Source organism: Burkholderia aenigmatica (assembly GCF_048627025.1).
GTDB lineage: Bacteria > Pseudomonadota > Gammaproteobacteria > Burkholderiales > Burkholderiaceae > Burkholderia > Burkholderia aenigmatica.
This window is the reverse complement of record NZ_CP184469.1, coordinates 2,896,678-2,919,540: the sequence shown is the minus strand read 5'-3', so window position 1 is coordinate 2,919,540 and position 22,863 is coordinate 2,896,678. Positions and strand designations below refer to the sequence as shown.

The following is a 22,863-nucleotide window of genomic DNA, read 5'->3' as shown; positions in this document are numbered from 1 at the left end:
CGTTAGTCCTCGCTATGGCTGGTGAGTAGGTGATCCATGTCGGGTTCGATAGAAAGTCCTAACGTCTCCGCAGAAATCACGCGGTCAGTGCGTCCGTTGATATCGATGATTCCGCGAATAACCGCGCCATCTGATGTAGTGATTTTATATGGCATATCCGGAATTGGATTGCCATCCAGATCGTGCAAGATGAATTGTTCGTCGTAGCCCGAACCGCTTGCAAAGGCGGTATGGGCAATTACCAGGCTAGCAGGAGCAGCGCGCGCAATGAGCTTCGCGCCGCAGGTTGTTAAGTGGTCTTCTGTAGCCACTGGTAGTTCATTATCGGTGAAGCTTGCCACCCCTTGGGCGATCTTGAAAATATGCGGTGAGCATTTTGGACATGTAACAAGGTCACCGACGCGCACTATGGGAATGTCGTTCCAAGTATGGAAAGGGCTTCCGGAGATGACGACCCCTCCATGGGTCGTAAGATCTCCAACTACGATCTGAGATTTTCCGTTTATGTTTGTGCGCATGTTCATCGAGAGACCTCCAATTCTTAAGAGAAATCTCCGCCGCAGCCGCCAGCTAGATTTCTGAGTGCAAGTCGTTTTGGTGGGTATTGCAGATATAGGCTGTCACGTTTGACGAACAATTGAATATGGGATGCGTCTGAAAAAATATCGGATACGTCTGTTTTTAGTACGAAGATTGGTTTTTTGTTGCTCGTTATTTTGTGGATATTGCTTTCGACATGAGTACGCTGACGTTCGATTACATCCGAACGTCAGTTTTCCTCATTGGCCCACGTTGAGTCGAACCAAGGGGGGAGCGCTCCGAGTCGATCTCCACGACCGTGCAGCGGCGAGTCCTCGACCTGGCGTTCCAGCTAGCCGGCTTGAGCAAGATGCATGCGCACGGCAGCGTTACGCGCGGGATGGCCATGAAGCGCTGATGGGGTGGACGGTGCCGGTCGTAGGCGGACCTTCAGCGCGGCCGCTGATGCTTAGCGGCAAACGGATCTTGAACTGACGGCGCATGTTGGACAGGTGGACTGCTTGGAGGCACTGCTTGATTTCCTCGGCAGGCAATGCACGTTCACGCGAGAGGGCCTTGTAGACGTGCCGCATCGGTAATGCCAGCACCGGGTTGGCCGAGATCAGCCTGCATGTCACTGCGTAGTCGAGCATGTGTTTGAGCAGACCACGCACCTTGGCGCGCTGTTTCTTCTGAGTGGGCGACTCGCCAACTATTGCCATTTGCGATGTGCCATCGCGCATGAGCCTTGTGTTCTTGAGGGTAAGCGCCGGGTACTTGCCCAGCGTGAGCTTTTCGTATTTGCCGGTCAGTCTGTAGCGGTAGCGCTAGACCATGCCGCCTGTCGGAAATACCTCCAGATACAGGCCGCGATCATCGCTGACGGTATAGGTCTTGTCTCTGGGCGAGTGCCTTCAGGGCGGTGTCGGTGAGTGCCATCTTCTTCCTCCGTATGTCCAAGTAGAGGATGGCTCAGGCCATAAACGTTACTTGGACATAAAACCAGACGGCCTTCGGTGCGCTTCAGCGGAGCTTGATAGGAAAAAGCCTGGTATTCATGCGGGTTTCAAGGGTTTTTGTGGTCCTTGATGGAACCCGGTGGACGTCAGGTCATTTACTAGGCCGGAAAGCGCTCGTGTTCCGCCGCCGGCACGAGGTTGTCGGGCCACTGCACTTCGAACCGCGTACCGCCCGCGCCGGTCGGCACGCAGACGGCTTCGCCGCGATGCGCGTGGGCGATCGCCGCGACGACGGCGAGCCCGAGGCCGCTGCCGCCGGGCTGCGTGTCGTCGGCGCGCCGGAAGGCCTTGAACACATGCGGCGCGAAATCGGCCGCGATGCCGGGGCCGTCGTCTTCGACGCGCAACCGGCACATCCCGGCTTCGATGCGCGTCTGGATCCGGATCGCACCGGGTACCGCATGGCGGCGCGCATTTTCCAGCAGCGCCAGCAGCGCCTGACGGATACGCACCGGGTCGCAGCGCATGCGCCGCGTGTCGAGATCGAGCACCGGATGCTGGCCGGCGGCCTGCAGCGCGTGCGCAAACACGTCGACCACGGCGCGCACCTCGGCGGCGAGATCGGCGTCGCGGATCTCGATGCTCAGGTGGCCGCCATCCGCGAGGCTGACCACGCGCAGATCCTCGATCAGCCGCGTCAGCCCTTCGACCTGCGTGAGCAGGCTGCGGAACTGCGCTTCGTCGGGCTTGAACACGCCTTCGGCGAGCCCCTGCAGGCGGCCGCGCAGCACCGTGACGGGCGTGCGCAGCTCGTGTGCGATTGCGGCATTCCAGATCGCCTGCTCATTCGTGACGCGCTGCAGCTCGTCGGCGAGCGCGTTGAAGTGGTCGGCGAGCAGCGCGGCTTCGTGCAGCGAGCGGTCGCCCGCAACGGCGCGCGCGCCGAGATCGCCGCGCGCGACGCGGCGAATGCTGTCCGTGACCGAGTTGAGCGGCACGAGGATGCGACGCGCGAGATTGATGGCGACCGCGACCGACAGCGCGAGGCCGACCGACGTAGTCGCGATCAGCCACAGCCATTCCGGCGCGGTCGGCAGCAAGTTCTTCGTGTTGAAGTGCGCGGGCCAGTAATTGAACGCGACGTAGTAGAAGACGGTGGCGGTGAGCACCATCAGCAGCGTCACGCCGAACACCATCCCGGCCATCGTCAGCGCGATCTGCCGGCTCAGGCCATCGAGCTTCACGTTCAACTCCAGAGCTTGTAGCCGACGCCGCGCACGCTGACCGGCACGCCCGGCACGCCGAGGTCGTCCAGCTTCTTGCGCAGCTTGCTGACGTGGCTGTCCACCGTGCGTTCCAGCGCGTCGCCTTCCGGCAGGCAGGTGGCCATCAGCTCGGCACGGCTGAACACGCGCCGCGGCGCGCGCGCGAGCTGCGCGAGCAGCTTGAATTCGGTGAGCGTCAGCACGAGCGTGTGCCGTTCGCCGTTCACGTCGAGCGTGGCTTCGTGGTGTTCGAGATCGATCTCGAACGGCGCGACCCGCAGCACGCGCTGTTCTTCCTGGCGGGAGCCGGCCATCGAGCGGCGCAGCACCGCCTGCGCCCGCGCGACGACTTCGGCGGGATTGAACGGCTTCACCACGTAGTCGTCGGCGCCGATGCGCAGGCCGGTGAGCTTGTCGATGTCCTGGTCGAGCGCGGTCAGCATGATGACGGGCGTGTCGCCGCGATGACGGATTTCGGCGAGCACCTTCCAGCCGTCGACGTGCGGCATCTGCACGTCGAGCAGCACGAGGTCGGGTTTGAGCTGCAGGTGCAGTTCCAGTGCGCGGCGGCCGTCGGCGGCGTGCACGGTGCGCAGGCCGCCGCGCGCGAGATAGGCGGTCAGAATCTCGGCGATCTCGGGTTCGTCCTCGGCGATCAGGACGAGCGCCTGGGCGTCCTGGCCGGCACTGGAAGGGGGCGGGAGATCAGGCAGGGCCATTCGTGTGAGTCCATCGGGGTTTCCATCGAGTCGCCATACTACCGCATGGGAAACGCCGTCGAGCAGCCGTCGGGCGGCGGTGCGCGCCGGACAGCGTCAGTGGATTGCTTCGAAGGCGGGGCCTCGCCGAAACCGGTCGGTCGGCTCGCGATTCAACGGGGTGGCATGCCGGTGCCGCGTCACGCGCGATCGCGCTTCCCGTGCATCACCATGATGGTTTGCTGCATAACCGCGCACAGAGTTTCCTTGTCGCCGCTGACGGCGAAGACTTCCGCCTTGGTGACGATCAGCGTGCGTCCCGGCCGGATCACCTCGCCACGGGCGATCAGCTTGTCGCCGGCGGCGGGCGCGACGAGGTTCACCTTGTATTCGACGGTCAGCACCGACGCATCGGCCGCCACCGTGGTCATCGCCGCGTAGCCGGCGGCCGAATCGGCGATCATGCCGACCACGCCGCCGTGGACGAAGCCGTGCTGCTGTTCGATGCCCTGCCAGTGCGGCACGTGGATCTCGGTTCGTCCGATGTCGATCAGCGGCATGCTGGCCTGGATCAGGCGCATCGCGTGCTGCTTGTCGAAACTGGCGGCGACGGATTCGAGGTAGTTCGGGTTGAGGACGTCGGTCATGGCGTGTCGAGCGGGGTGAGCAGGGGCGGGCGCGGAGGCTGGGCGCAAACGGCTTGCGGGGTGTTCGGGAAGCGTAACGCAAAAGGCATTCCGTTCGCCCTAAAATCGGCTGTCCTGTCTCCGACACCTATCCGATCCCGATGCTCACCCTCCACCGGCTGTCCGGCGAGTCGGCCAGCGACCGTGCCAATGTCTGGCGCGTCTTTACCGAAGCGCCTTCGTACACGCAATGCGTTGAAGGCCGTGCGCCGACCGAGGAAGACGTCGACGATTTTTTCGTCGGCAAGCCCGCTGCGAAGGCTGCGGCTGACAAATCGGTGTTCGGATTGTGGGTCGACTGGCACATGATCGGCTGTGCGGATGTCATCCGCGCCTATCCAGACGATGATTGCCTATGGATCGGCCTGCTGTTGCTCTCGGAAGCACAGCAGCGGCGCGGTTACGGGAAGGCTGCGTTGGCCTTGCTCCTCGACATGGCGCGGGAATGGGGCTATCGCGTGGCGCAACTGGCCGTCATTTCGACCAATCCTCGCGCGCAGGCCTTCTGGCAGCGCGAAGGCTTCGACGAGATTCGGCGCACGATGAATCCGCGGTTTACCGGCGACGTGATCGTCATGCAGCGCCCGATCCGGTAACACCGGCGCGTCGATCCGCGGCAACGGCGGCCCGCCGCAATTCACCCAATGAATACCCCCGGATTCAGAAAATAAAGTTTAAAAATGCGTCCCCGCCCCCTATGCTGAATCCTTCTGATCTGGCGGGCATGCGATGGCTGAACTTTTTCTGGTACGGCACGGGCAGGCGTCCTTCGGCACGGACGACTACGACCGGTTGTCCGCAGCGGGCGAGCAGCAGAGCGTCTGGCTCGGCGAATACTTCGCGCAGCAAGCGCTCACATTCGACCGCGTGATCTGCGGCACGCTGAACCGCCACGCGCAGACGGTCGACGCGATCTTGCGCGGGATGGGCCGGGAAGGCACGCCGGTCGACCGCCACCCGGGCCTGAACGAATACGACTTCCACGGCCTGTTCGCCGCCGCCGCGCACGACTACCCGGAGCTTGCCCGCCTCGCGGCCGGCTCGATGAAGGAACATTTCCGCGCGCTCCGGCAGGTGCTGCAGCTCTGGTCGGAAGACAAGCTCGGCGATTCGGCACCCGAGACCTGGGCGCACTTCCAGCAGCGCGTGGCCGACGCCCGCGCGGCGATCCGCCACGGCGGTGGCCAGCGCGTGCTGGCGGTGAGCTCCGGCGGCCCGATCGCGGTCACCGTGCAGCAGGTGCTGGCGGCCCCACCGTCGAGCGCGATCGCGCTGAACCTGCAGATCCGCAACAGCAGTCTTTCGCAGTTTTTCTTCAACGCCGATGCGTTCCACCTCGCGTCGTTCAACGGCATCCCGCATCTGGAGGATTCCGAACGACACGCGCTGCGAACCTACGGCTGACCCACGAACGATCGCGACGATGACGAACCCTACCCAGCAACTCGACGTAGCCCGCCTCACGCGCTATCTGGAAGCGCACGTGCCTGGCTTCGAAGGCCCGGTCGACACGGAGAAGTTCGCCGGCGGCCAGTCGAATCCGACTTTCCTGCTGCATGCGAAGAGCGGCCGCTACGTGCTGCGCCGCCAGCCGCCCGGCGAACTGCTGAAGTCCGCGCACGCGGTCGACCGCGAATTCCGCGTGCTGAGCGCGCTGTCGGGCACCGCGGTGCCGGTCGCGCGGCCGTATCACCTGTGCGAAGACCGCGACGTGATCGGCAGCATGTTCTACGTGATGAGCTTCGAGGATGGCCGGATCTTCTGGGATCCGGCGCTGCCGGAACTGCCGAAGGCCGATCGTGCGGCGTGGTACGACGCGTTGCTGCAGACGATGGCCGCGTTGCACGACGTCGATGTCGACGCGGTGGGCCTTGGCGACTACGGCCGCCCGGGCAACTACTTCGAGCGCCAGATCGGCGTGTGGACGAAGCAGTATCGCGCGGCGGAAACGGAGCGCCTCGATGCGATGGAAACGCTGATCGACTGGCTGCCGAAGGCGTGCCCCGCGGATACCGGCCGGCCGACGCTGGTGCATGGCGATTTCCGGATCGACAACCTGATGTTCGCGCGCGACAGCTATCGCGTGCAGGCCGTGCTCGACTGGGAACTGTCGACGCTCGGCAACCCGCTCGCCGATCTCGCGTATCTCTGCATGTGCCTGCGGCTGCCGACCGGCGGGCAGGTGCGCGGGCTCGCGGGCCAGGATCGCGCCGAACTCGGCGTGCCGGACGAAGCGGCGATCGTCGCGCGCTATTGCGAACTGCGCGGCATCGAGCCGATCCGCGACTGGCACTTCTATCTGGCATTCAGTTTCTTCCGGCTCGCGTCGATCGCGCAGGGCGTGAAGGCGCGCGCGCTGCAGGGCAACGCGTCGAGCGAGCAGGCGCTGCGCGTCGGCGAGATGGCCGGGCGGCTGGCCGAACTGGCCGTCGGCGTGATCGACGCGCATCGCTGACATCGCGGGCTTCACCGCGCGGCGGCACGACAACACATCAATGGAGGAGCACAGCAACATGGCAACGAATCTGTTCGACCTGACGGGCAAGATCGCCCTGGTGACGGGCGCGAGCCGCGGCATCGGCGAGGAAATCGCGAAACTGCTCGCGGAGCAGGGCGCGCACGTGATCGTGTCGAGCCGCAAGCTCGACGACTGCCAGGCCGTGGCCGACGAGATCGTCGCGGCAGGCGGCCGCGCCGAGGCGCTGGCCTGCCACGTCGGGCGGCTCGAGGACATCGCCGCGACGTTCGAGCACATCCGCGGCAAGCACGGCCGCCTCGACATCCTCGTGAACAACGCGGCCGCGAATCCGTATTTCGGGCACATCCTCGATACCGACCTCGCCGCGTACGAGAAGACGGTCGACGTGAACATCCGCGGCTACTTCTTCATGTCGGTCGAGGCCGGCAAGCTGATGAAGACGCACGGCGGCGGCGCGATCGTCAACACGGCGTCGGTGAACGCGCTGCAGCCGGGCGACCGGCAGGGCATCTACTCGATCACGAAGGCCGCGGTCGTCAACATGACGAAGGCGTTCGCGAAGGAATGCGGGCCGCTCGGCATCCGCGTGAACGCGCTGCTGCCGGGCCTCACGAAGACGAAGTTCGCAGGCGCGCTGTTCGCCGACAAGGACATCTACGAGACGTGGATGGGGAAGATTCCGCTGCGCCGCCATGCGGAGCCGCGCGAAATGGCCGGCACGGTGCTGTATCTCGTGTCGGATGCGGCGAGCTACACGAACGGCGAATGCATCGTCGTCGACGGCGGCCTGACGATCTGAGCGCGCGATGAAGATCGACAGCTACGCCGGACAGGCCGTGATGATCACCGGCGCCGCGAGCGGCTTCGGCGCGTTGCTCGCAAGCGAGCTGGCCGCGATGGGCGCGCGCGTCGCGCTCGGCGACCTGAACGAGGACGCGCTCGAACGCGTGGCCGCGCCGCTGCGCGCAGCCGGCGCCGACGTGATCGCGCAGCGCTGCGACGTGCGCGTCGAGGCTGAGGTGGCGGCGCTGGTGCATGCGGCCGCCGAGCGTTTCGGCCGGCTCGACGTCGGCATCAACAACGCGGGCATCGCGCCGCCGATGAAGGCGCTGATCGACACCGACGAAGCCGATCTCGACCTGAGCTTCGCGGTGAACGCGAAGGGCGTGTTCTTCGGGATGAAGCACCAGATCCGCCAGATGCTCGCGCAGCGCGCAGGCGTGATCCTGAACGTCGCGTCGATGGCCGGGCTCGGCGGCGCGCCGAAGCTGGCGGCCTACGCGGCGTCGAAGCATGCGGTGGTCGGGCTCACGAAGACGGCGGCCCTCGAATACGCGCGCCACGGCATTCGCGTGAATGCGGTGTGCCCGTTCTACAGCACGACGCCGATGGTCACCGACAGCGATATCGGCGACCGCCAGGACTTTCTCGCGCAGGGCTCGCCGATGAAGCGGCTCGGCCGGCCCGAGGAAATCGTCGCGACGATGCTGACGCTGTGCGCGAAGGAAAACACTTATCTGACCGGGCAGGCCGTCGCCGTCGACGGCGGTGTCTCGGCCTTCTGACGGAACCGGACGAACGAAATCGAGGAGTCGATCATGGACTTTGGCTACACCCCGAAAGTGGAAGCACTGCGCAGCCGCGTGCGCGCATTCATGGACGCGCACATCGTGCCGCGCATCCGCCAGTGGAACGAGGAAGTGCACGCGGGCCAGTATCCCGTGTCGTTCATGGAGGAGCTGAAGGAACGCGCGAAGGCGGAAGGGCTGTGGAACCTGTTCCTGCCGCACCTGAAGGACGACGAGCCCGGCATGGGCCTGACGAACCTCGAATACGCGCCGCTCGCCGAGATCATGGGGCGGGTGGGCTGGGCGTCGGAAGTGTTCAACTGCAACGCGCCGGACACCGGCAACATGGAGCTGCTGCACATGTTCGCGTCGCCCGAGCAGCGCGAACAGTGGCTGAAGCCGCTGCTGCGCGGCGAGATCCGCTCGGCGTTCGCGATGACGGAGCCGGATGTGGCATCGTCGGATGCGACGAACATCACGACGCGCATCGAGCGCGTGGGCAACGAGTACGTGATCAACGGCCGCAAGTGGTTCATCACGAACGCCGCGCATCCGAACTGCAAGATCTTCATCGTGATGGGCAAGACCGATCCCGAGGCCGCGTCGCACCAGCAGCAGAGCATGATCCTCGTGCCGCGCGACACGCCGGGCGTGACGATCGTGCGCAACATCACGGTGGTCAATCACTACGCGCCGGAAGGGCACTGCGAGATCACGTTCGACAACGTGCGCGTGCCGGCGAGCAACCTGCTGGGCGAGGAAGGCAGCGGCTTCGCGCTCGCGCAGGCACGCCTCGGGCCGGGCCGGATCCACCACTGCATGCGTTCGATCGGCGCGGCCGAGCTGGCGCTGGAGCTGATGGTCGACCGCGCGCAGTCGCGCGTCGCGTTCGGCAAGCCGCTGAACAAGCATGGCACGGTCGGCGAATGGATCGCGCGCTCGCGCATCGAGATCGAGCAGGCGCGCCTGCTGGTGCTGAAGGCCGCGTGGATGATCGACAAGGTCGGCGCGAAGGCCGCGCGCAAGGAAATCGCGATGATCAAGGCGCTGGTGCCGACCGTCTATACGGACGTGTGCGACCGCGCGATGCAGGTGTTCGGCGCGGCGGGGTTGAGCCCCGATACGCCGCTCGCCGACCTCTGGACCTGGGGCCGCGCGCTGCGCTTCGCCGACGGCCCGGACGAGGTGCACCTGCAGGCGATCGCGCGGATGGAAATCAAGGACGGCGAGCCGGGTTCGACGGCCCCGTACCTGACGCCGCCGCTGCGCGGCTGAGCGTTTCGCCACGATGCGCAGGGCCGTGGACGAACGGGAGGCGCACGCCGTAAGATGCCGGCAAGGAGATCCGGCGATGCGCCTTTCGAAGATTGACCTGAACCTGTTCGTCGTATTCGACGCGATCTACACCAAGCGCAACCTGACGCGGGCGGCCGAGGTGCTGAATCTCACGCAGCCGGCCGTCAGCAACGCGCTGGCGCGGCTGCGCAAGACCCTGAACGATCCGCTGTTCGTCAGCACGCCGGCCGGGATGATGCCCACGCCGCTGGCCGAGAACATCGTCGGCCGCGTGCGCGAGGCGATGCAGCTGCTCGATTCGAGTGCGCACGAAGGCGACGTGTTCGATCCGGCGTCGTCGACGCGCGTGTTCCGGATGAGCATGAGCGACCTGACCGAAGCGCTGCTGCTGCCCGCGCTCGGCGAACTGCTGCAGACGCATGCGCCCGGCATGCACGTGCGCAGCTACACGATGGATCGCCGCGAAGTCGCGACCGCGCTCGCGAACGGCTCCGTCGACATCGCGATCGACGCGCCGCTGATCGGCGATCCGCATCTGCACCAGGCACTGCTCGTGCGCGACCGCTATGCGTGCATGATCCGCGACGATCACCCGTTCAAGGGCGACACGCTCACCATGGACGACTACCTTGCGATGGGGCACATCCACGTGTCGAGCCGCCGCAAGGGCAGCGGGCACGTCGACGCGGAACTGACGCGCCTCGGGCTGCGCCGCACCATCCAGATGCGCGTGCAGCACTACATGGTCGCGCCGCTGATCGCGATGCGCGGCGATCTCGCGCTGACGGCGCCGCTGCGGCTGCTGCAGCGCTATCCGGCGCGCATTCTCGAACTGCCGTTCGAGATGCCGGCCCTCGAATACTTCTGCTACTGGCATCGCAGCGCCGATCAGGACCAGGGCAGCCGATGGTTGCGCGAGCAACTGATGACGCTGATGGGCGGGATCGGCGAGGCGGAGTGAGGCGCGTGCGGTGGCACGCCAATGGGGGCGATGCGGCAGCGGTGCGGCGCTACCGCTCGTGCCGGTCGAATGCGCGCCGTCACGGCGCCGTGCGTTGCCCCTCTCTCGGCCCGTGCCCCGTCCACCGCTTGAACGCGCGCCGGAAGTTGTGCGCATCGCTGAACCCGACTTCATGCGCGACGTCCTCGATCGACAGCCGCGGGTTGCTCAGCAGCGTGAATGCGCGCTTGCGGCGGATCGTGTCGATCACCGTCTGGTACGACACGCCCTGATCGGCCAGCCGCCGCCGCAGCGTGCGCTCGCTCATGCACAGTTGCGCGGCAATCGCCGCGAGCGACGGCGCATGGCGCAGGTCGCGCCGCATGATCCGTTCGATCGATTCGAGAAATTCGGTGCCTTCGGGTTCGGGCGGCAGCGCGTCCTGCAGGAATTCGAGCGCCTGGCGATGCGCGAGCGGATCGTGGGTCGCGATCGGGCGGTTGCCGAGCGCGGCGTCGCATGAAAACAGGTTCTGTTCCTGTTCGAACCGCACCGGACACGGGAACACGCGCGCGTATTGCTCCGCATAGGCCGGCGGCGGGTAGCCGAGATCGATGACCTTCGGCTGGAACGCGGGGCCGACGAGCGAGCGCCCGATCTTCATGAAGCTGCCGAACGCTTCCTCGACGAGGAACGCCTCGATGTCCGATTCGATCAGCAGGTTGGTCGCGCGGATCGACAGCGTGCGCGCATCCGAGATCACTTCGAAGCGCATCAGCGGCCCCGTGTGGCGCTGCAGCTCGATGCCGACCACGATCGCGTCCTTCAGCGTCGGGCTCGTCAGCATCGCATAGCCGACCAGGCCGATCGATGCGATCGTCTCGCTCGTGCCGAGTTCGAGGCCGAGCGCCCGCCCCGGCGCCATCTCGAGCGCGCGGCGGATCATCGTGCTCGCCTGGCGCAATGAAATCCGGCACGACGGATTCGACAGGTCCGCGACGTCGAAGCCGAGCCCCAGGCACAGCCGCTTGGGATCGATGCCCAGTTCCTTGCTTGTCTCCGCGAGGCACCGCAACAGATGGACCGGCAGATTCGCCGTCGTATAACGGTCGGGTTCGTCCATGGATGCTCCGTATTTTTTTCCATGGATTGTACTCGTCCCGCCCGGCCGGAGACCCGGTGCCGCCCCGGCCGCGATCGCCCACATCCTGTGCGGCCCCGCTTCAGAAGTAGTGGCGCAGGCCGACCGTCGCGCCGAGCTGCGTGGTGCTCGTGCTCGGCGCCTGCCCGTTCACGCCGACCAGCTGCGCGCCGACCAGGCCGCCGCGATAGATCGCGTAGTCGACTTCCGCATAGAGCATGCTGCGCTTCGACAGGCTGTAGCCGGCGATCACCTGGAACTGGCGCGCGCGGCCGTCGAAGTCCGGCGTGTAGCCCGACTGCGTGGTCCACCATGCGTTGACGGCGGCCGTGAACGCCGACGTGAACTTGTAGGTCAGCCCCGCGAGCGCCATCTTGCGGCGGCGGAACCCGCCGGGCGTCGACGGATCGACCACCTGCGCGGGCGAGATGATGCCGAGCGCGGCGAGATCGGTCGAGCTGAACGGGCCGCTCTCGAACGACGTGAAGTCGTTGTCGCGCGCGTTCTCGATATAGCCGGCGTTGACGGTCGCGTTGCCGAGCGTGACGGAGCCGCCGCCGCCATAGATGTCGAATTTCGCGTGCGTGACGTCATCCCAGCTGCGCATGAACGACGCGCCGACCGTAAACGGCCCCTTGTCCGGCGCGTACGCGATCGCCGCGCCGGCCTGGCTGCCGAGCACGCCGCCGCCCGCCCGGCCGCCCGGCGCGTACTGCGCGAGCAGGTACAGGCTGCCGAGCTGCGCGCCGTACTGGATCATGTTGCTGGTGCGCGCGCCTGCGAGCATCGTCTGCTCCGGCTTGAACAGGTTGAAGTACGGATCCTGCGGGCCGGCCCACAGGTTCGAGCCGTAGGTCAGCGACACCATCTCGAACGGCACGTTGTACTGGCGGCCGAGCGTCAGCTGGCCGAGCGACGTCGACGTGAGCCCCACGTACGCGACCTGGAAGAAGTTCGGCGAGCCGGCCGGCACGATCGCGCCGCTGTTCGGGCCGAAGTGGCTTTCCACGTTGAACTGCGCGGACAGCCCGCCGCCGAGATCCTCCTGCCCCTTGAGGCCCCAGTAGCTTTCCGTCAGGCCGCCGCCGTCGGCCATCGAGATCTTGCGGCCCGTCGACACCGGCGTGCCGTCGGCGCCGTAGGACACGCCGTGCGTTTCGTAGCGGATGCCCGCATCGATCACGCCGTACAGCGTCACGTTGCTTTGCGCGTGCGCGCCGGTACCGGCCAGGACCAACATCGCGCAGCACGCGGCGCGAACGCTATCGTGACGATTCATTCTTATGGACTCCGCATCGAACAGGGGGCGGACGGCTCGCACCGTCGGGAACGACTGTAGAAAGCCAAATTTGCGTGGGCCAAGGCCGCGGCGGCCATTCTCGTGGTGCGTCGCGGCCACGGCATGGCGCACTGCGGTCAGGGCGACGCGCTGGCCACCGCACCGGGCGCCGCGCGGCGCAGCGCGAGCCGCACGAACGGGGCGGCCGCCAGCACGGCCACGCACAGCACGTGGGCGACGCGCGTGCCGCCGAAGCGGCCGAGCAGCGCGCCCGACAGCGCGGTGCCGATGCCGGCCGCGAAGAACGTGACGACGAGCGTGCGCGCGACCAGCGAGCCGTCCGGGTCGACGTCGGACAGCATCCCGGTGAGGAACGGCACGATCACGAAGAACGCGCTGTTCAGCACGAACTGGCTCAGGAAGTACGCGCTGCCGCTGCGTGCGCTGAAGAACCATTCGATCGACGCGATCATCGCGAGCTGGGTGGCCCAGATCAGCGCGAGGCGGTGCCGGTGGCTGGCCGGATGCGACGGAATCGCCGCACCGACGAAGCCGAGCAGCGACGACACCGACAGCAGCACGCCGATCGTCGTGGGCGACAATCCGGCGCGCTCGCCGACGAAGCCGGCGATCGCCCACTGCGATGCCTGCACGCCGTAGACGAGCGCGGTCACGACCCAGATCGCGATGACCGGCCGCCACGGCAGCGTGCCGGCGCGCACGTGGGTCTGCGCGGGTGCGCTCGCCAATGCGTCGATGCCGCGGATCGCGGGCGCCAGCACGGCGACGACGGCCGCCAGCAGTGCGAACACCCAGTGCCCGAAGCCGGCCGGCAACGCGGAGATCAGCACGAGGATGCCGCCGTTGATGACGCCCGCGAGCAGGTTGATTTTCCCCCACAGGCGGTCGGTCGACGCGCGCTGCGATACGCCTGACGCGACGACGACGAACAGCATCCCTTCGAATAGCCCCGTCAGCCCGCGCGCGACCGCCGCCGACGCGATGCCGGGCGCGACCGCGCTGAGCGCCTGCCCGGCGATCGTGCCGACCACGCCGGCCAGCGTGAACGACCGTGCGGCGCGCGCGATCCGGTGCGACAGCAGCGCGCAACTGATCGCGATGCCGAGGATCTCGGCGCTGACGAGCGCGGTCGCCGTGCCTTCGTCGAGCCGGAAGCGCGTCATCACGGCCGCGACGAGGAACGGCGACAGGATCAGGCCGTTGGTGGCGGCGGCGAACGCGAGCGCAAGGCGGACGACGGCGCCGGTCGACGGATCGGGACGCGACTGCGCGGCTACCTGCAGGGTGGCTGTGCTCATGAGGCCTCCGGGTTGGATCGCGGCCGATCCTGCGCGACGCCGGCCGTTTCGTGCATCGGGTGTGTCCCTCGGCGGGCCGGCGCGGCGCGAGCGGCTGCGGCGGCGCTGGCGTGTTGCGGCAGGCCGAACAGCGTGCGCAGGTACGGAGTCAGGAAGCGCCCGTGCGGATCCATCCGTTCGCGCAGCGCGAGGAAATCGTCCCAGTGCGGATAGCACGCTGCCAGCTCGGCGGCCTTCATCGCATGCACCTTGCCCCAGTGCGGCCGCCCGCCGTGATTGCGGCAGATGGCCTGCACGCCCGAGAAGTACGCGTCGAACGGCATCCCGCGATACTGGTGCACCGAGATGCGCACGCTGTCGCGGCCGTAGTCGGGGCTCAGCCAGATGTCGTCGCCGCGCACCCAGCGGTATTCGATCGGGAACATCAGCGGGAAGCTGCGGCGCGCGATGAACGCGCGGATTTCGCGCAGCGCGTCGGCGCCGCGTTCGGCCGGCACCGACCATTCCATTTCGTTGAAGCGCACGCGGCGCACCGTCGACAGCATCGCGTAGCTCGCATCCACGTGCCGGCCGGCCGACACGGTCGATGCGCACAGCCGGCTCAGCGACGGGCACAGCGACGGCACGCGTTTGCCGAGCCCGCACAGCGCGCCGAACACCGTGTTCTCGAGGAACGACTCGGACGCACGGCTCGCCCAGTGCACCGCGTTGGCCGGTTCGTCGGTCATGTCCCACGCCTTGGTCAGCACGGTGTCCGTATGCGGGAACCAGTAGAACTCGAACGAGCGATGCTTCGCGATCAGCGCGTCCGCTTGCGCGAGGCAGTCGTCGAGACGCATCGCGCCGCGTTCGAGGCGCAGCTTGAACGCGGGCACGAGGCGCAGGCCGATCTCGGTCAGCACGCCGAGCGCGCCGAGGCCGATCCGGCCGCCCGCGAACAGGTCGGGATGCGTATCGGCGGTCGCGCGGATCTCGCGGCCGTCCGCGCACATGAAGGTCAGGCTGTCGATCTGCGTCGCCAGGTTGCCGAGCGTGATGCCGGTGCCGTGCGTGCCGGTGCTGGTCGCGCCGGCGATCGACTGCACGTTGATGTCGCCGAGGTTCTCCATCGCGAGGCCGTGCGCGGCGAGCGCCGGGCCCAGCGCCCACAGCCGCGTGCCGGCATGCACGCGCGCGACGCGCCGGTCGCGGTCGACGTCGATCACGCCCTGCATCGCGTCGAGCGACAGGATCACGTCGTCGGTCTGCACGAGCGGCGAGAACGAATGACCGGCGCCGGCCGCGCGCACGGTGGCGCCGGTTGCCGCGGCGTCGCGCAGCACGGCCGCGAGCCCGGCGTGCGACGTGGGCGTCGACACGGTTGCATCAGGACTGCAGACATATCCCGACCAGTTGCGCCACATGGCTTTGTCTCCGTGGTTGTCGTTTGAATGGGGTGATCGTTTTGATCGGTTTGATCGACGGGCCGTGTGGCCCGCTAGAAGAAGCTCTTGCCTTCGCCGCGATAGGTGGGCGCCTCGCCGACCACGCGGCCGCCGCGGATCAGCAGCAGCGAGTTGAAGCGTTCGCACAGTTCGCCGGCCTTCGCGTGGCGGAACAGGATCGGCTCGCCGATCGCCGGCGCGACGCCGCGCGGCACGCGCACGGGCGTTTGCACCTCGCCCGCGCCTTCGTTGTCGATCAGCGTGCAGCCGGCCGGCAGCCACGGCCGCGGCAGGCGGCTCTTGCCGGCCGGGCCCGATGCGATATAGCCGCCGCCCGAGCAGGTCACGATGCCCGGCTGAGGGATCCGTACGACCGGCAGCGCGAAGCCGGCGGCCGGCTGCGCATGAAACGCCGCGTAGTGATCGAACAGCGCCGGCGCGTAGAGGCCGGAGCCGGCCGCAAGCTCGGTGACCGACGCGTCGCCGAGCGTGCTTTCGATACTGCCGGTGCCGCCGCCGTTCACGAAGCGCAACGTATGGCCCGCCGCCGCGAGTGCCTGCACGGCCGCCTGGCGGCGCGCGTTGATCTCACGCGCCGAGCGGCGCTTCAGGTGGCGCACCAGCGCGTTGCGCGCACCGCTGCCCGGCTCCGTGTCGGCCACGCCGGCGATCTGCCCTTCGTAGCCCATCAGCCCGTCGAGCCGCACGTGCTGCCGTTCGCCGATATGGTTCGCGAGCGCGAGGGCGCCGGCCGCGTCGCGCACCGGCGAGCGGTACATGCCGAAGTACAGGCCCGGATAAGCGGACGACATGTCGAGATCGATCGCGAGCGGGATCGTCACGCGTGCGTCGTGCGCGAGGCGGTCGATCGCGTCGACCTGCGCGATGGCGTCGACCATCAACGTGATCGAGCGGCCCCGCCTGAGTTGCGCGGCCACCGCGCGCAGGTCGTCGGGCTCGACGGTCGGATACGCGACGACGATGTCGTCGAACCCGCCGTCCGCGAGCCACGCGGCTTCCGCGGCCGAATAGCACAGCAGCCCCTGCATGAACGGGCCGGCGGCGAGCACTGCGCCGATCAGGTCGCGCGAGCGCACCGACTTCGTCGCGAGCCGGATCGGCAGGCCGCGTGCGCGGCGCTTCAGGTCGGCGAGGTTCGCGTCGAGGCAGTCGAGATCGACGAATGCGGCGGGCAGCCGGTGGCCCGCGAGCGCGTCGCGATAGGTCGGATAGTCGTGAACGGCGGCGGGTGCGCGATGTGGCAGGTCTGCACGGCTCATGGAACGGGCTCGGCTGGGTGGGGTGTGCGTCGCGCCGACCGTTCGGCGCGTGTCGGAAATCAGCATAGGGCGGGTCAAAATGGCGACCAAGCGCTCAGCGGGTCGTTCGACGGGTCTGATCCGGCCATCCGTATCGGCCACGCGCATGCACGGCGGTCGTGCGTCGCACCGCTGGATCGCTGCTTGCTTGGTGTCGCGGCGCCCACGCCACGTACAGGCCCGAACCGCCGCCGGACGGGCTTGGTGCGCGACATCACGCGGTTGGCCGGGCGGCAATGAAATGCGTTTCAAACGTTTTGTCGGACGTGGCCGATGCGAGCAGGTTTAGTGCCTGCGTTCTAGCGCCGCTTTTGACTGCATGCCGGATTCGACCTAGAACCTACTCGCGGATGCAGCGGCGAAGAATGGCGTGACGTGACGAGGAGGCGACGTGAAAAAGAACAGGGCACTCTGGCGGCGCACGGGCGCGATCGCGGCGGTCGGCGTGGCCGTCGTTGCAATCTGGCGATATGAAGCGGCGACACCGGCGCAAGCCGCGTCATCCGGCACACCGGCCGCGATGGCGAGCACGCAGTCCGCCGCGGCCGATACGTTCGGCACCGGCGCCGCGTTGCCCGGCCCCGAGGAGCGGCGGCTCGACGTCGACGCGCTGCGCCGTAGCCTTGACGGGCGCCCCGACGCGGATGCCGAAGTGAAACGCATCGTCGCGTTTGCGCGCTTTCGCGATGAGGTTGCCGCGTATGGGGATCGCCGCAACAGCATGCCGCAAGCCGAGCGCACCGCGCTCGCGCGCCGGATCCTCGACGAACTCCCCGACCACGTCGCGCGCAACGAGATCGTGCCCGTGCAGGCCGAAGCGCTGAGCGCGGCGCTGCTGACCGACACCGAAGCCGACCCCGCGACGCGCAGTGCGGCGATCCGCTCGATGCGTGCGCAATGGGACACGTATGCGCAGCAGACGGTCGGCCCGTCGCCGGCGCAGGACCCGCGCTATCTCTCGTACGAACAGCAAAGCCGCGACGTCGTCCGGCAGGTTCAGGCGAGCATTCCCGATCCCGACCAGCAACAAGCCGTCATCGCGCAGCGCCTGCAGGCTTTGCGCGTCCAGCTGTTCGACGGCGCTTCACCGTCCGGCGCGCACTGAGCGCCGAATCCGCGACGCCGGGACGGAGCCCGGCAGCCGCGTCATGTCCATCGACAAGGAGGGGAGATGTCCACAGCACGATGCCTGCTGCGCGCGGCCGTTGCCGCGCTGCTCGGTTGCGCGGCACTGAACGGCCACGCGGCCGATACGACGATGCCGGATCCGGCCATTCCATATTATTCGTGGTACGAAGTGACGCTGCCGGAGAGTACCGGTGCATCGTGCGGCAACGGCACGCCGATGCGCTTCTACGTCAATCGCGCGCAGTCGGACAACCTGCTGTACATGATGGAACCGGGCGGCGCGTGCTGGGACTACGGCACCTGCACGCAGACGTCGACCGGCGCCGAGGCCGGCCTCGGCGGCTTCAACCCGGACGGCATCCCGCACAACTACATGAACGGCACCGCGAACGAGAGCCTGCTGTCGTCGTTCCTGTCGCCGCTGCTCACGCGCATGGATCTCGCGCACATCCTCGTCGGCGAACCGAAGGTCGAGACGCAGCAGTGGACACAGGTTTTCGTGCCCTATTGCACCGGGGATATCCACATGGGCAGCGCGGTGCGCAACTACACGTCGCCGAGCGGCGACTGGCGGCTGCAGCACTACAGCGGGCTGAAGAACATCCAGGCCGTCGCGCAGTGGCTGACGTCGCACGGCTTCGGCAAACCGAACCGGCTGCTCGTGTACGGGATGAGCGCGGGCGGCTACGGCACGCTCGCGAACTACGCGACGTTGCGCAACACGTTGCAGCCGCAGGCGCATAGTTCGCTGCTCGACGACGCCGGCACGGTGTTCAACACGCCGTTCGATGCGGACGCGGCCACCCATCCGTCGGTCGGCCTGTACGACCGGGTGCGCACCGAGTGGGGAATGACGGGCCCCGACGGGATGATCACCGTGAACAGCCGGCTGACCAGCCATTTCGATCCGGGCAACATGGGCAGCGCGTACGCGGCGCTGTCGGCGACGTATCCGCACGACCGCTTCGGCTTCTCGAGCTACCAGCGCGACAAGATCATCGCCGCGTACCACTATCGCGCGTTCGTGCCGGCCGTGATCGCGGCGCCCGACGACACGACCAAGGATGCGCTGTCGCTCGCGATGTTCGACCAGGAGCTGGACGGGCTGAAGCAGACGCTGAACCCGCTGCCGAACTTCGGCTACTTCATGCCGTGGGCGCGCAACGACTTCATCGACAACCACCAGGTGACGGCGGTCAGCTTTACCGGGTCGGGGATCCACGAGAACGGCATCGACGCGGATATCGGCACGTTCGTCGACAACCTGCTGAACCAGCAGGACCCGGCCGAAACGCCGGTGATGAAGGCGTTCCGCACGCAGCAGTGGTCGGATTTCACGTTCTCGACGTTTCTTGCGTGGATCGACAGTGTGTTCAACCTGACCGGTGAGGCGGGGCCGATCTCGGGGCACAAGGCGTGAGGGGGCGGGCTTGCCCGCCGAGCGGGCAGTGACGACGGGCGGCGGCCTGCCCGCAGGGCCGCTTGCCTGCATCGTTGCGGCGACGCAGGCACCGATGCCGGTGCGTTACAGCACCGCCATCGATTCCGTCATGTTCTGCTTCATGTAGTCGAGGAATCGCTTCTGGAACAGCATCGTGTGCTCGTGCGCGGCGCGTTCGGCGGCATCGGCGTCACGCCGCGCGATCGCATCGATCAGTTCGTCGTGGTCGCGGCCGAGCTTGGCCGCGGTCGGCGAACTGACCGTGAAGTCGAAATGCAGATGGAGCAGGCGCTGCCCTTCGCCGAGCAGCCGTTCGTAGTAGCCGACGAAATACGGGTTGTTCGCGGCGTGCGCGATCGCCATGTGGAGCGCCTTGTTGGTCTCCGACATCGCCTGGAAGTCGCCGCTCGCGACGGCCTCCATGTAGATGTCGTCGGCCTTGCGGATTTTCGCGAGATCGGCTTCGGAGCGCTGCGTGGCCGCGAGCCGCGTGACGGCGCGCTGGATCAGGTCGAGCGCCGAGATGTATTTCGGGAATTCCTCGATCTCGAATGGCGTGACGAGCGTCGTGCGGTTCGGCAGGACCGTGACGAGCCCCTCGCTGCTCAGCCGCGCAATGGCGTCGCGCACCGGCGAGCGCGACAGGCCGAACTGCGCGGCCAGCGAGATTTCGTCGAGTTGCACGCCGGGCTTCAGCTTGAGCGTCAGGATCTGCTTGCGCAATTCCTCATACACATACCGCCCGCCGTGCCGGCGGCCGCCACCTTCTGTTTCAACGGCCTCTTTGCTCATCTCGCCACCCTTCCTGTAATCGGCCCGGGTCGCCGGGCGCGCTCTGGAGTTTAGCATCGCGCCCTCACGTGCCTGACGGTGCCGAAGGCCCGAATCCGTCACCCCACGTGTCGCTCAGCATGAACCCCGCGGCCAGCGGATCGTCGGGATCGACGCCGAGCTGCTGAAACCCGAACACCCACGCGCGCCCGGTCACGCGCGGCAATACCGCCGGCTTGCCGCCCACTTCGGTCGTGCCCAGCAGTTCGACGCGGAATTCCCCGCCGATCGTGGAACGCGACGTGAGGCGATCGCCGACCTGTACACGCCCGCGGGCGGCGAGCGTGGCCAGATTGGCCGAGCTGCCGGTGCCGCACGGCGACCGGTCGACCCGGCCGGGCGGCAGCGTCGTGCAGGTCTGGTACACCGTGTCGTCGACCCGATTGCGGAACATCACGTACGCGACTTCGTTGATGTCCGGGTAAAGCGGATGCTGCACGGCGACCTGCCGGTTGATGATTTCCTTGAGCCGCACGCCGTGCGTCGCGAGCTGCCGTGCGTTGTCCGGCGCGATGTCGAGCCCGATCTGGTCGACGTCGACGAGCGCGTAGTACACGCCGCCGAACGCGATGTCGGCCTTGATCGTGCCGAATTCCTGCGTGTGAACGTCGACGTCGAGGTGTTCGACGAACGACGGCACCATGTCGAGCGATACGCCGACGCAGCGGCCGTCGCGACACGTCGCGCGCGCCGTGACGAGCCCGGCCGGCGTGTCGAGCACGACCGTCGTCTCGGGCGCCTGCATCGGCACCATGCCGAGTTCGAGCAGCGCCGTCACGACGCAGATGCAGTTGCTGCCCGACATCGGGTGTGCCTTGTCGGCCTGCAGCACGATGAAGCCGGCCTGGGCTTCCGGCCGCGTCGGCGGCAGCAGCAGATTGACCGACATCTGCAGGCAGCCGCGCGGTTCGAGTACGACGAGCCGCCGCAGGCTGTCGTCGGTCTCGTTGATGTGGTTCATCTTGTCGAGCATGGTCTTGCCCGGCACGTCGAGGACGCCGCCGGTGATGACCTTGCCGATCTCGCCCTCGCAATGCACGTCGACGAGCTGCAGCGTTTTGTTCCAGCGCATGATCGATTCACCTTCTTACTTGATGTACCAGCCCCACGGCTTGTCGCTGTCGTAGCGCGTGATCTGCTTGATCTCGAGGTAGTTGTTCAGCCCCCACTCGCCGAGTTCGCGCCCGATACCGCTCTGCTTGTAGCCGCCCCACGGTGCTTCCGTAAACGTCGGCTGCGAGCAGTTGATCCAGACGATGCCCGCGCGCATCGCGCGGGCGACGCGTTCGCAGCGCGGCAGGTCGGCCGACATGACCGCCGCGGCGAGACCGAAGCGCGAGTCATTGGCCGAACGCACCGCTTCGTCTTCCGTATCGAACGGCCGCACGCACACGACCGGCCCGAAAATCTCCTCGCGCCAGATCCAGCTGTCTTCCGGCACGTCGGCGAAGACGGCCGGTTCGACGAAGTACCCGCGTTCGAGATGCGCAGGCCGGCCGCCGCCGGTCACGAGTCGCGCACCTTCTTCTCGGCCGCGGGCGATGGCCGTCAACACCTTGTCGTACTGGCCGCGGCTCACCAGCGGCCCGAGCAGCACGCCGTCGTCGCGGCCGTTGCCGATCCTGATTTTGCGCGCTTCCTGCGCGAGCCGCTCGACGAGCGGCGCGTACAGCGAGCGTTCGACGAGCACGCGCGACGTGGCCGAACACACTTCGCCCTGGTTCCAGAAGATGCCGAACAGGATCCATTCGACGGCCGCTTCGAGATCGCTGTCGCCGAACACGATGAACGGCGACTTGCCGCCGAGTTCGAGGCTCACGTTCTTGATGTCGCGTGCGGCGGCCTGCATGATCCGGCTGCCGGTCGGCACGCTGCCGGTGAACGCGAGCTTGTCGATGCCCGGATGTTCGGCGAGCGGCGCGCCGGCGTCCGCGCCGAGGCCCGTCACGACGTTCAGCACGCCGGCCGGCAGCCCGGCCGCGTCGGCGATGCCGGCCAGTTCCAGCGCGGTGAGCGGCGTCAGCTCGGACGGCTTGAGCACCATCGTGCAGCCGGCCGCGAGTGCGGGCGCGACCTTCCACGCGGCCATCAGCAGCGGAAAATTCCACGGGATGATCGCGCCGGCCACGCCGATCGGCTCCTTGCGGACGACCGTGCTGAAGCGCGCGTCGGCCAGCGGCACCGGGGTTTCGGCGTTGCCGTCGAGCTGTTCGGCCAGTCCCGCATAGAAGTCGAAGCAGCCGGCGGCATCGCCGAGATCCCACAGTGCCTCGGGCAGCGGCTTGCCGTTGTCGCGCACTTCGAGCTCGGCCAGTTCCGGCAGGCGGTCGCGCATGCCCTGCGCGATCGCACGCAGCACGGCGGCGCGTTCGGCGCCGGTCATGCGCGGCCACGGGCCTTCGTCGAACGCGCGCCGCGCCGCGGTGACGGCGAGGTCGATGTCTTCGGCGGTGGCGGCCGCCACCTTTGCGATCACGGTTTCGTTGCTCGGGTCGATCGAGTCGAAGGTATGGCCTTGGACGGGCGCTACCCAGCGGCCGTCGATGAAAAGTCGTTCGTAGGTTTGCATGA

Annotated in this window: 22 protein-coding genes; 9 read left to right on the top strand and 13 right to left on the bottom strand. The window is 67.3% G+C overall.

Going from position 1 to position 22,863, the window contains the following annotated elements; genetic code table 11:
• Positions 1 to 2: 2 nt before the first annotated feature.
• The 5 genes from ACN8ZM_RS30185 to ACN8ZM_RS30165 all read right to left on the bottom strand — a co-directional run bounded on the left by ACN8ZM_RS30185 (position 3) and on the right by ACN8ZM_RS30165 (position 4,088).
• Positions 3 to 524, bottom strand: coding sequence for a PAAR domain-containing protein (locus tag ACN8ZM_RS30185; protein WP_420211609.1), 522 nt, complete (start codon positions 522 to 524; stop codon positions 3 to 5).
• Positions 525 to 908: 384 nt separating this feature from the next.
• Positions 909 to 1,304: a hypothetical protein gene (locus ACN8ZM_RS30180; protein ID WP_420212690.1), complete on the bottom strand. Its 396-nt coding sequence runs from the start codon at positions 1,302 to 1,304 to the stop codon at positions 909 to 911.
• Between the two features lie 332 nt (positions 1,305 to 1,636).
• Complete coding sequence (locus tag ACN8ZM_RS30175) at positions 1,637 to 2,722, bottom strand: ATP-binding protein (protein ID WP_420211608.1); 1,086 nt, start codon at positions 2,720 to 2,722, stop codon at positions 1,637 to 1,639.
• 2 nt (positions 2,723 to 2,724) lie between these two features.
• Positions 2,725 to 3,462, bottom strand: a complete 738-nt coding sequence (locus ACN8ZM_RS30170) for a response regulator (RefSeq protein ID WP_205821198.1) — start codon at positions 3,460 to 3,462, stop codon at positions 2,725 to 2,727.
• A 179-nt stretch (positions 3,463 to 3,641) separates the two neighbouring features.
• Positions 3,642 to 4,088 (bottom strand): PaaI family thioesterase, encoded by a 447-nt coding sequence (locus tag ACN8ZM_RS30165; RefSeq protein WP_301768614.1) that lies wholly within the window; start codon positions 4,086 to 4,088, stop codon positions 3,642 to 3,644.
• 140 nt (positions 4,089 to 4,228) lie between these two features.
• Between ACN8ZM_RS30165 and ACN8ZM_RS30160 the strand changes: the two genes are divergently transcribed.
• The 7 genes from ACN8ZM_RS30160 (at position 4,229) to ACN8ZM_RS30130 (ending at position 10,431) form a co-directional block, all read left to right on the top strand.
• The gene (locus ACN8ZM_RS30160) at positions 4,229 to 4,723 is read left to right on the top strand and encodes a GNAT family N-acetyltransferase (protein WP_420211607.1); all 495 of its coding nucleotides are present in this window, start codon (positions 4,229 to 4,231) and stop codon (positions 4,721 to 4,723) included.
• A gap of 133 nt (positions 4,724 to 4,856) precedes the next feature.
• Positions 4,857 to 5,531 carry a histidine phosphatase family protein gene (locus ACN8ZM_RS30155; protein WP_420211606.1) on the top strand — a complete coding sequence of 225 codons (675 nt, stop codon included), beginning with the start codon at positions 4,857 to 4,859 and terminating at the stop codon, positions 5,529 to 5,531.
• 19 nt (positions 5,532 to 5,550) lie between these two features.
• Positions 5,551 to 6,582: a phosphotransferase gene (locus tag ACN8ZM_RS30150; RefSeq protein WP_420211605.1), complete on the top strand. Its 1,032-nt coding sequence runs from the start codon at positions 5,551 to 5,553 to the stop codon at positions 6,580 to 6,582.
• 58 nt (positions 6,583 to 6,640) lie between these two features.
• Positions 6,641 to 7,405, top strand: coding sequence for an SDR family oxidoreductase (locus ACN8ZM_RS30145; RefSeq protein WP_043179052.1), 765 nt, complete (start codon positions 6,641 to 6,643; stop codon positions 7,403 to 7,405).
• Positions 7,406 to 7,412: 7 nt separating this feature from the next.
• Complete coding sequence (locus tag ACN8ZM_RS30140) at positions 7,413 to 8,171, top strand: SDR family NAD(P)-dependent oxidoreductase (RefSeq protein WP_420211604.1); 759 nt, start codon at positions 7,413 to 7,415, stop codon at positions 8,169 to 8,171.
• Between the two features lie 33 nt (positions 8,172 to 8,204).
• Positions 8,205 to 9,449 carry an acyl-CoA dehydrogenase family protein gene (locus tag ACN8ZM_RS30135; protein WP_420211603.1) on the top strand — a complete coding sequence of 415 codons (1,245 nt, stop codon included), beginning with the start codon at positions 8,205 to 8,207 and terminating at the stop codon, positions 9,447 to 9,449.
• Positions 9,450 to 9,525: 76 nt separating this feature from the next.
• Positions 9,526 to 10,431 (top strand): LysR family transcriptional regulator, encoded by a 906-nt coding sequence (locus ACN8ZM_RS30130; RefSeq protein WP_043179047.1) that lies wholly within the window; start codon positions 9,526 to 9,528, stop codon positions 10,429 to 10,431.
• A gap of 79 nt (positions 10,432 to 10,510) precedes the next feature.
• On the opposite strand, the gene ACN8ZM_RS30125 is transcribed toward ACN8ZM_RS30130, so the two are convergent.
• The 5 genes from ACN8ZM_RS30125 to ACN8ZM_RS30105 form a co-directional block, all read right to left on the bottom strand.
• On the bottom strand, positions 10,511 to 11,533 hold the full coding sequence (locus tag ACN8ZM_RS30125; RefSeq protein ID WP_420211602.1) for an AraC family transcriptional regulator: 1,023 nt from the start codon (positions 11,531 to 11,533) through the stop codon (positions 10,511 to 10,513).
• A 100-nt stretch (positions 11,534 to 11,633) separates the two neighbouring features.
• Positions 11,634 to 12,830: a porin gene (locus ACN8ZM_RS30120; protein ID WP_043179035.1), complete on the bottom strand. Its 1,197-nt coding sequence runs from the start codon at positions 12,828 to 12,830 to the stop codon at positions 11,634 to 11,636.
• A gap of 137 nt (positions 12,831 to 12,967) precedes the next feature.
• Positions 12,968 to 14,149, bottom strand: coding sequence for an MFS transporter (locus tag ACN8ZM_RS30115; RefSeq protein WP_420211601.1), 1,182 nt, complete (start codon positions 14,147 to 14,149; stop codon positions 12,968 to 12,970).
• On the bottom strand, positions 14,146 to 15,552 hold the full coding sequence (locus ACN8ZM_RS30110; protein WP_420211600.1) for a D-arabinono-1,4-lactone oxidase: 1,407 nt from the start codon (positions 15,550 to 15,552) through the stop codon (positions 14,146 to 14,148). Before ACN8ZM_RS30110 ends, ACN8ZM_RS30115 begins: the two co-directional genes overlap by 4 nt.
• A 74-nt stretch (positions 15,553 to 15,626) precedes the next feature.
• Positions 15,627 to 16,853, bottom strand: a complete 1,227-nt coding sequence (locus tag ACN8ZM_RS30105) for an amino acid deaminase/aldolase (protein WP_420211599.1) — start codon at positions 16,851 to 16,853, stop codon at positions 15,627 to 15,629.
• Positions 16,854 to 17,283: 430 nt separating this feature from the next.
• Here ACN8ZM_RS30105 and plcR point away from each other — a divergent pair, with 430 nt between their 5' ends.
• Positions 17,284 to 17,997: a phospholipase C accessory protein PlcR gene (gene plcR / locus ACN8ZM_RS30100; RefSeq protein ID WP_301768600.1), complete on the top strand. Its 714-nt coding sequence runs from the start codon at positions 17,284 to 17,286 to the stop codon at positions 17,995 to 17,997.
• A gap of 66 nt (positions 17,998 to 18,063) precedes the next feature.
• Entirely contained in the window at positions 18,064 to 19,440 is a 1,377-nt protein-coding gene (locus ACN8ZM_RS30095; RefSeq protein WP_420211598.1) for a pectin acetylesterase-family hydrolase, read from the top strand.
• 105 nt (positions 19,441 to 19,545) lie between these two features.
• Here the strand turns inward: ACN8ZM_RS30095 and ACN8ZM_RS30090 are convergent, their stop codons facing one another.
• From ACN8ZM_RS30090 to ACN8ZM_RS30080, 3 genes are all read right to left on the bottom strand, one after another.
• Positions 19,546 to 20,253 (bottom strand): GntR family transcriptional regulator, encoded by a 708-nt coding sequence (locus ACN8ZM_RS30090; RefSeq protein WP_301768598.1) that lies wholly within the window; start codon positions 20,251 to 20,253, stop codon positions 19,546 to 19,548.
• 64 nt (positions 20,254 to 20,317) lie between these two features.
• Positions 20,318 to 21,364, bottom strand: coding sequence for a proline racemase family protein (locus ACN8ZM_RS30085; RefSeq protein WP_089453964.1), 1,047 nt, complete (start codon positions 21,362 to 21,364; stop codon positions 20,318 to 20,320).
• A gap of 15 nt (positions 21,365 to 21,379) precedes the next feature.
• Positions 21,380 to 22,861: an aldehyde dehydrogenase family protein gene (locus ACN8ZM_RS30080; protein WP_420211597.1), complete on the bottom strand. Its 1,482-nt coding sequence runs from the start codon at positions 22,859 to 22,861 to the stop codon at positions 21,380 to 21,382.
• Between the last annotated feature and the right edge of the window lie 2 nt (positions 22,862 to 22,863).